Here is a 14,263-nt window from a genome sequence, read left to right on the forward strand (position 1 = left end):
TATTGTTTGTTATATCATGATCCTGAAATTTTTATCCGTTAAAACATTACGAAGCATTTTTAAAAGACTTTACCATTAAGTTTAATTAAAAAGTAAAAAAAATGCAAACTCACATTCTGGGCTATCCGCGTATTGGTAGCAAAAGAGAACTCAAAAAAGCCTGCGAGCAATATTGGTCAGGTAAAATCCTTTTGGAAGAACTTCTGAATACGGGCAGAAATATCTGTAACCAAAACTGGAACATTCAGAAAGAAGCCGGTATAGACCTTATTCCCTGTAATGATTTTTCATATTATGATCAGGTATTGGATATGAGTCTTGTGGTAGGGGCAATTCCCACACGTTATCATGAAGTAGTGCTTAAAAAAAACAATTCTGAGCTGGATCTTTATTTTGCCATGGCAAGAGGATATCAGAAAGAAGGACTGGATATCACAGCGATGGAAATGACAAAATGGTTTGATACCAATTATCACTATATCGTTCCCGAGTTTTATAAAAATCAACAGTTTAAACTGAGTTCAGATAAAATTTTCAATGAATTTGCAGGAGCAAAGCAGGCAGGAATCAATGCAAAACCGGTCATTATCGGACTGGTTTCTTATCTGTTGTTAGGAAAAGAGAAAGAAGAAGGATTTGATAAACTGGATCTGGCTGCAAATCTTCTTCCCGTATATACAGATATCTTAACAAAACTTCAGGAGCAGGGCGCAGAGTGGATTCAGTTTGATGAACCGTTTTTAGCGTTGGACTTAACGGAGAAAGCGAAAGAAACTTATCATTTTGTTTACGCTGAAATAAGAAAACGTTTCCCAAAACTGAAATTTATTGTTGCCACTTATTTTGAAGGATTAAATGATAATTGGCCACTTGCCACCTCACTTCCTGTGAATACTTTACACATTGATTTGGTTAGAAACCCTGAACAGTTAGATGATATTCTGAATGGTATTCCGGAAAGCTTAAGTCTTTCATTGGGTGTGGTTGACGGAAGAAATATCTGGAAAAATGATTATGAAAAGTCTTTGTCTTTCATTCAAAAAGCAGTTGAGAAATTAGGATCTGAAAGGGTTTTAATTGCTCCTTCCTCTTCATTACTTCATTCACCTTGTGATCTGGATTTTGAAACCACACTTAATCCGGAAATTAAAAACTGGCTGGCTTTTGCCAAACAAAAAGTGGCAGAAGTGGTAACGCTTAAAGAACTGGCATCCGGAACAGAGAATAAACAGATTCTTGCTGCTTTTGAAGATAATAAAAAAGCAATTGCAAGCAGAAGAACATCTTCTCTTATTCATAATGATGACGTGAAGCAAAGAGCAAATGCGGTTACTGAAAAAGATGCTCAAAGGATAAATACTTTCAAAATCCGTAAAGAAGAACAACAGAAAGTACTGCAGCTTCCTTTATTCCCAACAACAACCATCGGATCATTCCCGCAGACCACTGAGGTAAGAAGCTGGAGAGCAAAATTCAAAAAAGGAGAGCTGACGGCAGAGCAGTATGATACCTTACTGAAAGAAGAGACCCAGAGAACGATTAACTGGCAGGAAGAAATAGGGATAGATGTATTGGTTCACGGGGAATTTGAACGTAATGATATGGTGGAATATTTCGGAGAGCAGCTGGAAGGTTTTGTATTTACAAAAAATGGCTGGGTACAAAGCTACGGAAGCCGTTGTGTAAAGCCTCCTGTGATCTTCGGTGATGTTTCCCGCCCGACACCAATGACGGTATATTGGTCCCAATATGCACAATCCCAGACTGAAAAATGGGTAAAAGGAATGCTCACAGGTCCTGTTACGATCTTACAATGGTCTTTTGTACGTGATGATCAGCCCCGTTCAGAGACGTGTAAGCAAATTGCTCTGGCTATCCGTGATGAGGTTGCGGATCTTGAAAAAGCAGGAATCAGAATTATTCAGATTGATGAGCCTGCGATAAGAGAAGGGCTTCCATTAAGAAAGACAGACTGGCAGAACTACCTGAAATGGGCCGTAGAAGCTTTCAGAATTTCAGCAAGCGGAGTGGAAGATGCTACACAGATTCATACCCATATGTGCTATTCGGAATTCAATGATATTATTGAAAATATTGCTGATATGGATGCAGATGTGATTACCATAGAATGTTCCCGTTCTCAGATGGAACTGCTGAATGCTTTTGCAGATTTCAGATATCCGAATGAAATTGGTCCCGGAGTATACGATATTCATTCCCCAAGGGTTCCGTCAAAAGAAGAAATGATTGAACTGTTGAGAAAAGCTCAAAACGTAATTCCTGCCAATCAACTCTGGGTAAATCCGGACTGCGGACTGAAAACAAGACACTGGGAAGAAACAGAAAAAGCTTTGATTGCAATGGTGGCCGCAGCTAAAGAAGCCTCCGTAGAATATGCACTTTAAAAAAACTTTAAAATAATTATATTCAACAATTCAGATCGTGTTATGATTTTCATAGCACGATCTGTTATTTTAAAAGGATAAAAATAGGGTGATCATTTAATATTCTATTCATTTTTATATAGTATTTTTGCTGCCCGATGTATTTTGACAGATATGAGTCTTAAAAATACATTGAAAAACTGATAACCAACGATACATTTAAATATGAAAGAATCATTTTCTGAAATGAGATCAGAAACCTACAGCCCGGAATACATAGCCAGAATAAGATGGAGTATTGTCATTCTTTTTGCGGTCATTGCTGTTGTTTTACTGGGATTTTTTATTGATGCTGTTTCACATACTTCTACAGATACCGCATCTGACATGATCTTCTTTTTATTCTTTTTGATTACTGGCCTGCTGGCAGGGTGGCTGGCTTATCAAATGATCAGAAATCAGGATGAGAAAATCAGTGGTCTGCTGATCAATCATCAGGGAATCCTGTTTCTCAACAGAAAAGAGAAAATACTGTCAGAAATTAAATACCAGGATTTGATCAAAAGCAAGGACTCCTATACAAAAGATATTTATTCAGAATCTCAGAATCTCGGAAAATATAGTAATTTCAGAAAAAATCTATATGTTCATGAAAAAGATGAAACCGGAAAACCCAAAAAGAAACTGATCAATCTGGATGTGATTCCACTTAAAAACCGGTATGATCTTATTGGACATTTTCTGAAAGGAGTACAGACTTTTCGCCCCGATCTCAAAATTGATTCTGAGGTTTACAAGGATTTTTATCTTGATGAAAAAACATTACGCTATGCTCCTGACCACCTTAAAAGCGATATGAAAGTGAAAATTATTACAATAGCTGTTGTCATTCTGGTGATCATCGCTTTCAGATACATTTTTTTAGATGAAGTCTAAGTTATTTTGCCTGTAATGAGCTCGGTGGATAGCCAAACTGCTTTTTAAATGCAAAGGAGAAATGAGATAAATTTTCAAAGCCCAAATCCAGATAAATATCGGAAACCGATCTCTCTTTTTGGGTAAGCAGAAAATGAGCTTCCTTCAATCGCCGAAGCTGCAGCCATTGTCTTGGCGGTATCCCGAATATCTTTTGAAAATCTCTTTTAAAGGCAGACAGACTTCGCCCTGTTAAATAAGCAAATCGTTCTACATTGACATTGAAATGAAAGTTTTTGTTCATAAAAGTTTCAATATCTATTTTGTAAGGCTCAGAAAAATCAAATAAAATATCTTTAAGACCCGGATCATCGCTCAGCATCAGAAGTAAAGCTTCTTTCTGTTTGAGACGCAGAAGTTCTGTAGAAGCAGGAAGTTCTTCATAGGCCAGTAAAGAGTACATAAAAGAAGTTAATGCCTTTTGATCCGGTTTTATAAAAGCCGGAATATTATCCTTCTTCTCTGCCTGATAGCCATATTCACGGCTGAAATCACGTAAGATGGCTTCATCAAAATAAATGGTTACTGTTCTTATCTCTCCATTTTTAGGAGGGTATTTTGCAAACTTCAGGAGACGGTTTTTTCTTGCAGAATAAAGTTCCCCTTCTTTAAATATCGTCTTTGTGGTACCGTCATTCAGTTCCATTTCCCCGGAAATAACCAGTCCCAGACTATGGATTCGTGCAAATTGTTCTCCTTCCCTGAATTCTGAAAAATGACAGGAGTAATTGATAGGTAAAAGAATATTATTTTCGCTCATGGCTCAGACAGTTATTTCTTGATCGATTCTTTTTTCAAACTTACAAAACTTTTTTAGTATCAATAATGGATTACATATTGTTTAAATCCTCGAAGCCTGCTATTGCACAGACTCTGAGGATTTTAATATCAGACAAGAATGGTCTTGGGTTCAAGATAAGCCTCCAATCCGAACACACCATACTCACGGCCGATACCACTTTGCTTAAACCCACCGAAAGGAGCATAAGGATCATGTGAAAATCCATTGATACAGATTCTTCCGGCATCAATCTGTGCAGCAATACGTTCTGCATGCTCTTTATCAGAAGAACTGATGTAAGCTGCCAGACCATAAGTGGTGTCATTGGCAATAGCAACCGCTTCCTCTTCATTAGCATAAGGAATGATAGACAGTACCGGCCCGAAGATTTCCTCCTGAGCGATACGCATATCATTACGAACATTGGTAAAGATGGTTGCTTTTACAAAATTACCATTTTCAAGACCTTCCGGTTTACCTTCACCACCTGCGAGCAGCGTTGCGCCTTCTTCCTGACCAAGACGGATGTAGCTTTGTACTCTTTCAAACTGCTTGGTGCTTACCATAGGTCCTACAAGGGTATCTTCTTCATTAGGGTTTCCCACTTTTACCTGTTCCGCCGCTTTTTTAGCCAGTTCATTCACTTCATTCAATCTGTTGATAGGAACAAGCAGGCGGGTAGGAGCGATGCAAGCCTGTCCGTTGTTCATATAGGCTCCGAAAACAGCCATAGGAATAGCTTTTTCCAGATCGGCATCTTCAAGAATGATATTCGGAGACTTTCCGCCAAGTTCAAGAGTTACTCTTTTCATAGTATCTACGGCTCCTTTGGCAATAGCTTTTCCTGTAACTGTGGATCCGGTGAAAGAAATTTTTGCGATATCGGGATGCTGGGTAATTTCTACACCTACTACATTTCCTAACCCATTTACAATATTGAATATCCCTGCAGGCAAACCGGCTTCATGGAAACATTCAGTAAGCAGCTGAGTTTGTGCAGCACTCATTTCACTTGGTTTGATGACGGCTGTACATCCGGCGGCAATAGCGGTAGCCAGTTTGTTGCAGATAAAACTGTTGCTGGCATTCCATGGGGTAATGATTCCTACTACTCCCAAAGATTCAAAACGTACTTTAGAATGGCCGACTGTTTTTTCAAAGTCATATGATTCCAGAGTCGTAATGGTTGTTGTAAAGGCTGAAATTGCGTTTTGAACACTCATCCTGCAGAACTGCAGGGTTCCTCCATATTCCTCCACCATCACAGAAACCAGTTCATCTTCCCGTTTACTAACCGCTTCATGAAGTTTTTGAAGTAATCCGATGCGTTCTTCTTTTATAGTTTCTGAAAAGGTTGTAAAAGCTTTCTTCGCTGCAGCGATAGCCATTCGGGTATCTTCTTCATTTCCAAGAACGACTTCTCCGGTTTTTTGATTGGTCATAGGATTGATAAGGTCAAATGTTTCTGTTCCATTCGGTGTAACAAATTCACCGTTGATGTAAATTTTATTAATCTGTTTCATTTTGATGATTTTAATATGACAAAGTTCGTCAGAAACAGAAAGGACAGGTTTGTTGTATGGTTCAATTTTTATTTGTTGTATGGTTCATTTTTAGAGACCAATTTGTATGGAAAATATAAGCTGTTTGTTTTTCTTTTTTGAATTAATATGAAAAAATGACCCGTTCTTCCCTGAAATTGACTACTTTTATCATAACCAAGTAAATAGTCGTTTTGAGAACAACACTTAAACTTATTACTGCTTAGTATCAGTCTCCGTAACCACAGGCTGATCGTTCTTTCGTTTGGGTAATTCTACCCGAACAGGTTTTCATTTCATCATATTATGCATTGCCTGCCAAAGGCAACTATATCTGTTGTTTTCGTCTTCATCATTATGATTTTAAAAGACTGAAATACAGTTCAAATTATACCTTAAGAATAGTCTGTGGGTAAATCTCAGATGTATCGACCTTCTTGTAATGCGTGAATAATATGGAAAAAATCCAACAAAGAATAGCAAGCACGATTATAAGTAATGAGTACAAAACATATTTGGGAGGTAAAAGCGAAAAATACTCCCTTACTAAAAAAGAAATGCAATCATTGTAACAGTGACAGATTTTATTGCAGCGATAAATTCAGATTGAATGCTCAAAAAAAGAATATAGATATATGGTTGATTTACCGATGTGTAAAATGCAGCAACACCTATAACATGACTGTTTTTTCAAGAATAAGAACAGAATCTGTCAGTAAAGAACTGTTCAATAAATTTTCAGAAAACGATACGGAAATTGCCTGGGAATATGCTTTTTCACAGGAAATAAGAAAGAAAAATAATGTAGAAGCAGATCTGGAAAGCGTAGCATATGAAATTCTATACAATACCATTCCTGTTGAAGATCTGATCAATATGGACGGTGAAATCATTTCGTTTCAGATACAATGTTCTTTTGATTTTAACGTAAGAGCTTCAACTGTTATCAGAACATGCTTAGGTCTTTCGTCATCTAAATTGAACCTTCTGCTTGATTCAGGTACAGTTTATTTTAACGGAAAACCTTTACAGAAGAAATACAAGATTAAAAACGGTGATACTGTTAACATCAACACAAAAGCGCTGATCGACATCTATCTTATTGGGAAAGAGGAATTATTTCTCAAAACCGCTGATGAATAATAAAAGAAAAGCCTCCTGATGATTATCGGGAGGCTTTTTTATGTTGAAATTTACTTTGTTTTTAAAAGATTAACCTGTTTCTGTAAAGTCTGTTTTTCCGGCTTTGATTTGGTCAGACGGATTGCTTCTTTAAAATGATAAATCGCCTGATCCGGATGGATTTCAGAATATAAATATCCCAGCAGCCCGTGATAATATTCGTTGCCGGTGAGATTAAGCTTTTCTGCTTCAGGAAAAGCAATCTCATTTCCATACACTTTGGAAAAAGCAAAAGCTCTGTTTAAGGCAGTAACCGGAGAATATTCAATGATAGCAAGCTGATTGTACAGGTTTAAAATTTGCTGCCATTTATCTTTGGCAGATGAAGTATGCCAATATGCAATACCTGCTTCCAGATGATATTTTGAAACAGAAGTATTGTTGGCCTGGCAGGCTTCTATCAGGTAATAATTGCCTTTTTCAATCAAATTTTTATCCCATAATGTTTCGTCCTGCTCATCAAAAAGAATGGCTTCTCCTTCATCATTGGTCCGGGCATCAAGCCTTGAGCTCTGAAAACACATCAAAGCCAGCAGCGCATTGGTTTTCGGGATGTTGGTAAACTGATTGTCAGTAAGAATCAGGGTAAGTCTTATGGCTTCCAGGCAAAGATCTTTACGGATCAAAAGGTTATCCGTTCTGGAAAAATAGCCTTCATTAAACAATAAATATAAAGTAGTCAACACCGTTTCCAATCGCTGGTGAATATCCTGTTCACTTAAAGAATCTATTGTAAAATGGTGTGTTCTGAGAGCTACCCGGCCCCGTTGCAAACGTTTTTTGATAGTCTCGGTTTTAGAAAGAAAAGCATTGGCGATCTCTTCCACACTGAAGCCGCAGAGAATCTGAAGAGCCAAACATATTTGAGTTTCTTGGGAATTGACAGGATTACAGGTCACAAAAATCATTTCCAGCTGGCTGTCAGAGATATTTTTGGTATCGAAATCTAGGGTTGGATATTCTTTTTCGGTGGTTCTTACCTCTTCTTTTTTGTTTTTTTCAATAATGGAAAGGTGCTTGAAATAATCTTTTGCTTTATTCTTAGCCACTGTATAAAGCCAGGCTGCAGGATTATCAGGAAGTCCGTTTACCACCCAATATTCTGAAGCTTTCAGAAAGGTTTCGCTGGCAATATCTTCTGCAATTTCGATATGTTTGATATCAAAACTTCTGCAAAGTACAGCAACGATTTTACTGTACTTGGTTCTGAATAAATGCGGCGTTATTTCATTCGGATTGGTCATGGTTGATGAAAAGACTGTATCAAAGGTAGTTATTACAATTTACTGATTTCCCTTACTTCTACACTTCCCCCAAATAACAGGATAGGACATTCTTTACATAAAGCAGTCGCTTCTTCAATAGATTCCGCATTGATAAGCGTGTATCCCATGATAGATTCTTTAATCTCAGTGTAAGGACCATCAGAAATTATTCCGTCGGATTTTACAACCTGTCCTGTATTTTCCAGGCGGTTTCCTCTGTCTGCCAGTTTATTCTGCGCAGCAATTCCTGTGATCCAGTTCATCCATTTCTGAGTGTTGGCCTGCATTTGTTCCGGTGATGTCTTGGGCATAGACTTGTAGTCTGCACGGAAGACTAATAAGAATTCTTTCATTGTATTCAATTTTTTGATTCATCTTGATGACGACCAATTTTCCTTAATGGGGACAATTGTTTTAATATAAATATCAGAATTATTTCAAATTCATAGTAGTTCTGAAAACACATACTGCATTTCCGGTAATACGGATGATCTCGGGTTGGCTGTCTCTTACGCTAACCTGTACTTTTACTTCACCAATCCTGTTGATGGCTTCCCCTTGTTTTCCGGTAAATTCAAAAATATCAGCAGCAGTTTCTCTGATCTTGTTCTGAATAAGATAACCTCCCAGAGGACCATTTGCATTTCCGGTAACCGGATCTTCGGAAATACCGATAGCGGGTGCAAACATCCTTCCATGGGTTAATATCTCTTTTTCATCTGTATCGAAAGTAAATACAAAATATCCGTTACAGCCAATTTCTTTACTGAGCTTTGTCAAAGCAGCAAGATCAGGAACCAGATGATTTAAGGTCATATTGCTTTTAATACCGATTATTACTTTTGAATGTCCTGTAGAAGCGATCTGTACGGGACATTTTTCATCAAGATCATCCATTGTCAGTCCCAGGGCAAGCACAATTCTTTGGGTCATTGAAGTATCAAAAGCTGGGCTCAGCTCAAATTTTCCCTGTGTCATGGTGATGAGATAATCATTGTTTTCTCTTTCTATATGAATTGGTAATATTCCGATTTGTGTTTTGATTTTAACGATGCAGGAATCCAGGTGGTCTTCCTGAGCTTTTGCGTAAAGCGCAGCAATGGTAGCGTGTCCGCAGGATGGAACTTCTGTAGTAGGGGTAAAATATCTGACCTGATAATCAAAATTTTCTTTGGGATTATCAGACCTGAAAACAAATGCAGTTTCAGAATTATTAAGCTCTCTGGCAACGAGCTGCATTTCTTCAGACGTCATATTTTCAGCATTTAATACAACTCCTGCAGGATTTCCTTTGAATTTCTCTTTGGTAAAAGAATCAATTTGGTAGACGATAACTTCTTTCATATGGGTGATTAAGTTTACTGTAAAAATACGGAATGAAACCGGTGATCCGATGCCTGTTTTATTGTCATTTGGCAAAAAAATAAATCAGGATCTCCGGATTCTGATTTATCAATTAGTGAATAGAAAATTTCAAGGTATTTTAATCCCACTTATTCTGGGTAGAAACTGCATATTTCCCGGCTCCTGTAAAGAAAAAGCTTAGACTTACCAGCATATAGATCACCAGTAATTCCAAAGCCCACCCACCGAATTCATTAAGTTTGAAAATATTAGCCGTCTGTGCAAGAATAGTGGCTGTGAAGCAATTGACTGCAAAAACTAATCCAGCCAGTCTGGCCCTGAATCCCACAATCAGCATAACAGGAGCTATAATTTCTCCTGCAAAGACCCCATATGCAAAGAAAGATGGTAAACCATGCATAGCCATCATATCCTTAATAAATCCAACTCCATGGATCAGTTTGCTGATTCCGTAAACCGACATGGGAAATCCGATGGCTATTCTGCAGATAAGCATTCCTAAATCAATGTTCTTTTTCATTTCTTATAATTATTTAAAAGTTATATTTTATAAATGCCCCGATATTTTCCAGGGTCTTTTTTCCGTTGTTAAACTGATCAAAATTGGAAGCGAGTCCATACATCATTTTATCCTGTTTTACACCAATTCTGATAAACTGGAGTCCTCTGGGATACCCACTGTCATCCAGGTTTCCAATTGCCAGTACACTGAAATATCCTTTAAGGTTTTCTGTGAGATAAGGAGTATATTCAAATGATATAGACTGTTCCAGCGAAAACCCTTTCTGGTAGGTAGTTCCAATAGAGTAGGAGAGAGAATAGCTGGGCTGGATGATTTTGTATTGCAGATAAGCACTGAAAAATGCTCCTGGATTTTTCATTCCAAATGCCGCATTGGCGCTAAGTCTTCTGGTAAAGCTATAAGCGAGGGTATTTCTGATAAAAAATATATTTTCTTTGTCTTTGGTGTATTCTGTATCAAACAAAGTAAGATTGTTCAATTTCAGCTGTTCATTCAGTTGATAATTGACATTATGCATATAGGTATACGACCGATGTCCTAAAACAAGATCGGGAGTATAGGAAAGTTTCTGTGCATTCAGATTCAGGGAAGCTGATGCAAGAGCTGTTATTGTGATGATTTTTGCCTTCATATTTCACTCATTAAATTCTGTGAGCAAAATTATTCGGGCTGGAACGGAATAAACTTAAGAAATCTTAAGAAAGGTCAAACAGGTGTTTTTTTCTAAGATAACTCAAGTATTCTACTGTGATTCCCAGATAGGAAGCAATCATGTATTGAGGAAAACGCTGCTCAATATTGCGGTAGGTTGTGACGAATGTCCGGTATTTAGTATAGGCATCAACCCTTGAATGCTCAAAAGTTCTTTCCTGTAACGTAACATACGCAGATTGCATTTTCAGGCGCCAGAATTCTGAAATGGCCGGAACTTCTTTGTATAATACTTCCAAATGACTTTTACTGATCTGTATAATCGTGGTATCTTCATTAGCCTGAATAAACATTCTTGAAGGCAATTCGCTCAGATAGCTGTACAGATCATTTACCCACCAGTTCTCAATACCTAACTGGGTGGTGTTTTCTTTTCCTTTTTCATCAATATGATAGGCGAACAGACTTCCCTTAGCAATGAAGCGCATGTGTCTGGAAACCTGTCCTTCACGAAGCAGATACTCTTTCTTTTTGAGCTGTGTAATTTCTAATTTTGAAGTAATGCAATCAATATCCTTATCTTCTAAAGAAACGATTTCCTTAAAATGTTCTATCAGCTGTAAAAGTATAGTATCTGTATCTGTCATGAGGTATTGAGTTCTGTTCCCAACGATTATGGTAAGGGCGAACTACGGGTGCAAATTTACATAAATATTAAAAATTGCAGGAAGAACAAAGGCTTAACCTCAGTTGAAAGAACACAGTTGAAGTCAGAAATGATACTTTTTTAAGTAAAAAAAGAATTTATCTGGCCTGTCCGATATCCAGTTTATCAAATTTCCCTTCTGCATTTTTATGGAATTTGAAGTAAGTCTGAAATGTTCCCCATTTTCCGGCTTTAAAATTACCATATATGTTTTTTCCATCATTTTCTACGCGGTCTATGCTGAGAAACATCTCATTACCCAGAGCATTGGAGAAGAAAGATTTGAAATCTATGGAATTACCGTCGTCTGTCATTGCAGGATTTTCTGTAAAGAAGCTATACCAGCTTTTATCACCGTTTTGTAAAGCTTCTATGGCTTTTTTTACTTCAGGGTCTGTTATTTTTGATAAGTCCATTATTTGTTGTTTTTTTGAAAGTTGTGGTTCTTGATTTTGTTTTTTTTTGTTTGTGTTTTGTCCACAGGCTATACAGGAGAAGCCTGTCAGGAATATGATGATTAACTTATAGGCTCTCATTGGTTTTAGCTTTTAAGAGGATGTTGCAGATAAATAATAAGCAGATTCAGACAAAGAAAAGGAAGTTCTATCATAGCACCTTTCAGGTCTTTATTTAAAAGCTGAAAACAGATAATCAAAAGGATGCCGGCTGCCATCAGAAAATTTCCCCAGACAAATGTTTTTGGAAATAAAATCATTACAGAAGCCAGTATAGTAAACGCTCCGTTGATCATAAGTCCTGTTTTGTCAAATCCCCATTTTCCGAACATTTCTGTCATTTCAGGTTTACCGGAAATCATAGCAATTCCTTGTTTGAAGCCCATAAAGACAGCAAATAGAATCAATGCAGAATTAATAATCTTTAGAATCATTGATGTGTTTTTTATATTATTAATACAAATATCAATGAAATTAATGATATATCAATGGTGAAGTTTTCGGAATTTATTATAAATGAAAAAGATGTGGATTCTGTATGCTTTATTCTAAAAAGAAGACCACAATTTAACTTGTAAATTGTGGTCTTCTACAGCTTTAGAACCATTTAAACTACGATTCTGTTTTCAAATAACCATAATGCAAAGCTGTTTCTTTTCCGAACAGGCTTGAGAAAATATTCTGAAACTCATGGATGTACCTGCACTTTATAGCGTTCCCATATATTTTCAGACCTTCCAGTATTTTTCTGGAACTCAGGTCTATATCGTATTTTATAAAAGATTCCGGTCTTTCGTACCGTATACTCTTATCCGAACTGTACGTTCTTGAGAATCCCAGTTTTTCAAGCCATTCTTCTGTTATTTTAATAGGTCTGATAGAAGCTGCAGGGACTGAGATACTTTGAATATCATTTTCAATTTTAACAAAATAAGCCTGCTCGACATTGTGAAAGATCTCGGAGATTATATAAATCTGATTATTATACTCCACCAAGTTCTTGATTTTTAAATCTGCTACGTTCATGATATTTTGATTTTTAGGTGATGATATAGTCCTGTACAAACAGCAAATACTATGCCCGGCATTATATTGTTGTACCCTGTTTTAGTGAAGGTTAGGTTAAATTTTTACTATAAAAAATTAATAATATGTTAAAATAGTAGGCTCATAAGTGAATGATAGCATGTTGCCAAAAAAATGGATGTGGTATGTATGTGGTACTAGTTTCTTGTTCTTGCTTTAGGTACTACATTGGCTGTGGCTAACAGAAGGGCTGTGATAACCGCTATGATAAGAATCCCTATGAAGACATTCCAGGAATAAGCATGAAGGAGATAACCGGTACCGCTGCCCAAAATACTTGAACCAAAATAGTAAAACAGCCAGTAAATAGAAGTGGCTGAAGATTTTCCGCGTTTGGCATACAATGCAGTCATCTGGCTGGCCATTGTGTGGGCTGCGAAAAAAGAAAGGGTAAAAAGACCGAGCCCGAAAATAAGAATATAAATATTTTCGGATAATAACAATGCCGCACCGGTGAGCATAAATAAAATAGAGCCTTTCAGGATATTGTTCATGGGAAATCTTCTGGAAAGACGGCCAACGATCATTGTTCCAAAGACCCCGAAAATATACATGAGAAAGATAAAAGCAATGATAAAGTGGCTTAATGAAAATGGTTTTGCTTCCAGTCTGAATGTCAGGTAATTATAAACACTCACAAAAACACCCATCAGTAAAGCTGCTGTACAATATAACCGAAGCATGTAAGGATTGGTCAGGAAAAACTTCATCTGTTTTACCTTAAGATGATAATCTGTTTTCTGTGGATTGAAAAACCTTGATTCCGGGAACAGTTTCCAGAATATAACTCCCAGAATGAAGCTTTCTATCCCTATAAAAAGTACCGCATTGCGCCATCCGAATTCACCGGCAAAAAGAGTCGCCATTATTCTTCCGCTCATTCCTCCGATGGTATTACCACTAAGATACATGCTGATAGCTGCCGGTACTGCCAGAGCATTCACTTCCTCTGTGAGATAGGCCAGAGCAACCGCCGAAACTCCGGAAACAACAAAACCCTTCAGTACTCCGATAGCGATCAGGAGGCTTAAGCTCGGGATCCAGGTGGAAATAATGGTAAGTATGGCAGATGAAATCAATGAAAAGACCATCAGACCTTTTCTGGAATAGCTGTCTGCTTTAAAAGCAAAAAACAGTAATCCCAATGCCATACCTATTGTGGAGGAAGATACAAGAAGGGAAGTATCACCTACAGACACCCCGAACTGTTCTGCAGCCATAGGCAGCATCGGCTGGAAAAGATAAAGCTGAGCAAAAACAGAAAGTCCCGAAAAGAAAATACAAAGTTTTATATATCGGAAACGTGAGCTTCCCTGACTGGCTTTTTCAGATGAATTCATGATTTTTTG

At 37.3% G+C, this 14,263-nt stretch carries 15 protein-coding genes; 3 read left to right on the forward strand and 12 right to left on the reverse strand.

Annotated elements, in window-relative coordinates; genetic code table 11:
• The first annotated feature begins 101 nt into the window (after window positions 1-101).
• Together metE and ACTJIP_RS09795 are read left to right on the forward strand one after the other, a co-directional pair.
• On the forward strand, window positions 102-2,405 hold the full coding sequence (gene metE / locus ACTJIP_RS09790) for a 5-methyltetrahydropteroyltriglutamate--homocysteine S-methyltransferase (RefSeq protein ID WP_440704501.1): 2,304 nt from the start codon (window positions 102-104) through the stop codon (window positions 2,403-2,405).
• Window positions 2,406-2,609: 204 nt separating this feature from the next.
• Window positions 2,610-3,320, forward strand: coding sequence for a hypothetical protein (locus ACTJIP_RS09795; protein WP_077414571.1), 711 nt, complete (start codon window positions 2,610-2,612; stop codon window positions 3,318-3,320).
• Between the two features lies 1 nt (window position 3,321).
• Here ACTJIP_RS09795 and ACTJIP_RS09800 read toward each other — a convergent pair whose 3' ends face one another.
• Complete coding sequence (locus ACTJIP_RS09800; RefSeq protein ID WP_440704502.1) at window positions 3,322-4,119, reverse strand: helix-turn-helix domain-containing protein; 798 nt, start codon at window positions 4,117-4,119, stop codon at window positions 3,322-3,324.
• Window positions 4,120-4,247: 128 nt separating this feature from the next.
• Entirely contained in the window at window positions 4,248-5,663 is a 1,416-nt protein-coding gene (locus ACTJIP_RS09805; protein WP_440704503.1) for an aldehyde dehydrogenase family protein, read from the reverse strand.
• Window positions 5,664-6,179: 516 nt separating this feature from the next.
• Here ACTJIP_RS09805 and ACTJIP_RS09810 point away from each other — a divergent pair.
• Window positions 6,180-6,824: a DUF1062 domain-containing protein gene (locus ACTJIP_RS09810; protein ID WP_077414566.1), complete on the forward strand. Its 645-nt coding sequence runs from the start codon at window positions 6,180-6,182 to the stop codon at window positions 6,822-6,824.
• Between the two features lie 50 nt (window positions 6,825-6,874).
• Here ACTJIP_RS09810 and ACTJIP_RS09815 read toward each other — a convergent pair whose 3' ends face one another.
• The 10 genes from ACTJIP_RS09815 to ACTJIP_RS09860 all read right to left on the reverse strand — a co-directional run bounded on the left by ACTJIP_RS09815 (window position 6,875) and on the right by ACTJIP_RS09860 (window position 14,254).
• Window positions 6,875-8,107 (reverse strand): RNA polymerase sigma factor, encoded by a 1,233-nt coding sequence (locus ACTJIP_RS09815; protein ID WP_440704504.1) that lies wholly within the window; start codon window positions 8,105-8,107, stop codon window positions 6,875-6,877.
• 32 nt (window positions 8,108-8,139) lie between these two features.
• Window positions 8,140-8,481 carry a YciI family protein gene (locus ACTJIP_RS09820; RefSeq protein WP_077414562.1) on the reverse strand — a complete coding sequence of 114 codons (342 nt, stop codon included), beginning with the start codon at window positions 8,479-8,481 and terminating at the stop codon, window positions 8,140-8,142.
• 79 nt (window positions 8,482-8,560) lie between these two features.
• Complete coding sequence (locus tag ACTJIP_RS09825) at window positions 8,561-9,472, reverse strand: PhzF family isomerase (protein WP_440704505.1); 912 nt, start codon at window positions 9,470-9,472, stop codon at window positions 8,561-8,563.
• Between the two features lie 139 nt (window positions 9,473-9,611).
• Complete coding sequence (locus ACTJIP_RS09830) at window positions 9,612-10,013, reverse strand: DoxX family protein (protein ID WP_077414560.1); 402 nt, start codon at window positions 10,011-10,013, stop codon at window positions 9,612-9,614.
• A gap of 13 nt (window positions 10,014-10,026) precedes the next feature.
• Window positions 10,027-10,647: a hypothetical protein gene (locus tag ACTJIP_RS09835; protein ID WP_077414558.1), complete on the reverse strand. Its 621-nt coding sequence runs from the start codon at window positions 10,645-10,647 to the stop codon at window positions 10,027-10,029.
• Between the two features lie 64 nt (window positions 10,648-10,711).
• On the reverse strand, window positions 10,712-11,314 hold the full coding sequence (locus ACTJIP_RS09840; protein ID WP_077414556.1) for a Crp/Fnr family transcriptional regulator: 603 nt from the start codon (window positions 11,312-11,314) through the stop codon (window positions 10,712-10,714).
• Between the two features lie 157 nt (window positions 11,315-11,471).
• A complete protein-coding gene (locus tag ACTJIP_RS09845) occupies window positions 11,472-11,789 on the reverse strand; it encodes a hypothetical protein (RefSeq protein ID WP_232539095.1) in 318 nt (105 codons plus the stop codon).
• 125 nt (window positions 11,790-11,914) lie between these two features.
• Entirely contained in the window at window positions 11,915-12,262 is a 348-nt protein-coding gene (locus ACTJIP_RS09850; RefSeq protein WP_180565689.1) for a DoxX family protein, read from the reverse strand.
• Between the two features lie 178 nt (window positions 12,263-12,440).
• A complete protein-coding gene (locus ACTJIP_RS09855; protein WP_180565690.1) occupies window positions 12,441-12,854 on the reverse strand; it encodes a hypothetical protein in 414 nt (137 codons plus the stop codon).
• 197 nt (window positions 12,855-13,051) lie between these two features.
• Window positions 13,052-14,254, reverse strand: coding sequence for an MFS transporter (locus ACTJIP_RS09860; protein WP_180565691.1), 1,203 nt, complete (start codon window positions 14,252-14,254; stop codon window positions 13,052-13,054).
• Window positions 14,255-14,263: the final 9 nt, after the last annotated feature.

The sequence above is a fragment of the Chryseobacterium sp. 22543 genome (genome assembly GCF_052044565.1).
Lineage (GTDB): Bacteria > Bacteroidota > Bacteroidia > Flavobacteriales > Weeksellaceae > Chryseobacterium.

Excerpts from the sequence above, each read along its gene's own strand:
- ACTJIP_RS09860 (WP_180565691.1), bottom strand. The coding sequence starts at position 14,254 with ATGAATTCATCTGAAAAAGCCAGTCAGGGAAGCTCACGTTTCCGATAT.
- ACTJIP_RS09855 (WP_180565690.1), bottom strand. The coding sequence starts at position 12,854 with ATGAACGTAGCAGATTTAAAAATCAAGAACTTGGTGGAGTATAATAAT.
- ACTJIP_RS09850 (WP_180565689.1), bottom strand. The coding sequence starts at position 12,262 with ATGATTCTAAAGATTATTAATTCTGCATTGATTCTATTTGCTGTCTTT.
- metE (WP_440704501.1), top strand. The coding sequence starts at position 102 with ATGCAAACTCACATTCTGGGCTATCCGCGTATTGGTAGCAAAAGAGAA.
- ACTJIP_RS09815 (WP_440704504.1), bottom strand. The coding sequence starts at position 8,107 with ATGACCAATCCGAATGAAATAACGCCGCATTTATTCAGAACCAAGTAC.
- ACTJIP_RS09795 (WP_077414571.1), top strand. The coding sequence starts at position 2,610 with ATGAAAGAATCATTTTCTGAAATGAGATCAGAAACCTACAGCCCGGAA.
- ACTJIP_RS09820 (WP_077414562.1), bottom strand. The coding sequence starts at position 8,481 with ATGAAAGAATTCTTATTAGTCTTCCGTGCAGACTACAAGTCTATGCCC.
- ACTJIP_RS09810 (WP_077414566.1), top strand. The coding sequence starts at position 6,180 with ATGAGTACAAAACATATTTGGGAGGTAAAAGCGAAAAATACTCCCTTA.
- ACTJIP_RS09830 (WP_077414560.1), bottom strand. The coding sequence starts at position 10,013 with ATGAAAAAGAACATTGATTTAGGAATGCTTATCTGCAGAATAGCCATC.
- ACTJIP_RS09825 (WP_440704505.1), bottom strand. The coding sequence starts at position 9,472 with ATGAAAGAAGTTATCGTCTACCAAATTGATTCTTTTACCAAAGAGAAA.
- ACTJIP_RS09845 (WP_232539095.1), bottom strand. The coding sequence starts at position 11,789 with ATGGACTTATCAAAAATAACAGACCCTGAAGTAAAAAAAGCCATAGAA.
- ACTJIP_RS09805 (WP_440704503.1), bottom strand. The coding sequence starts at position 5,663 with ATGAAACAGATTAATAAAATTTACATCAACGGTGAATTTGTTACACCG.
- ACTJIP_RS09840 (WP_077414556.1), bottom strand. The coding sequence starts at position 11,314 with ATGACAGATACAGATACTATACTTTTACAGCTGATAGAACATTTTAAG.
- ACTJIP_RS09835 (WP_077414558.1), bottom strand. The coding sequence starts at position 10,647 with ATGAAGGCAAAAATCATCACAATAACAGCTCTTGCATCAGCTTCCCTG.
- ACTJIP_RS09800 (WP_440704502.1), bottom strand. The coding sequence starts at position 4,119 with ATGAGCGAAAATAATATTCTTTTACCTATCAATTACTCCTGTCATTTT.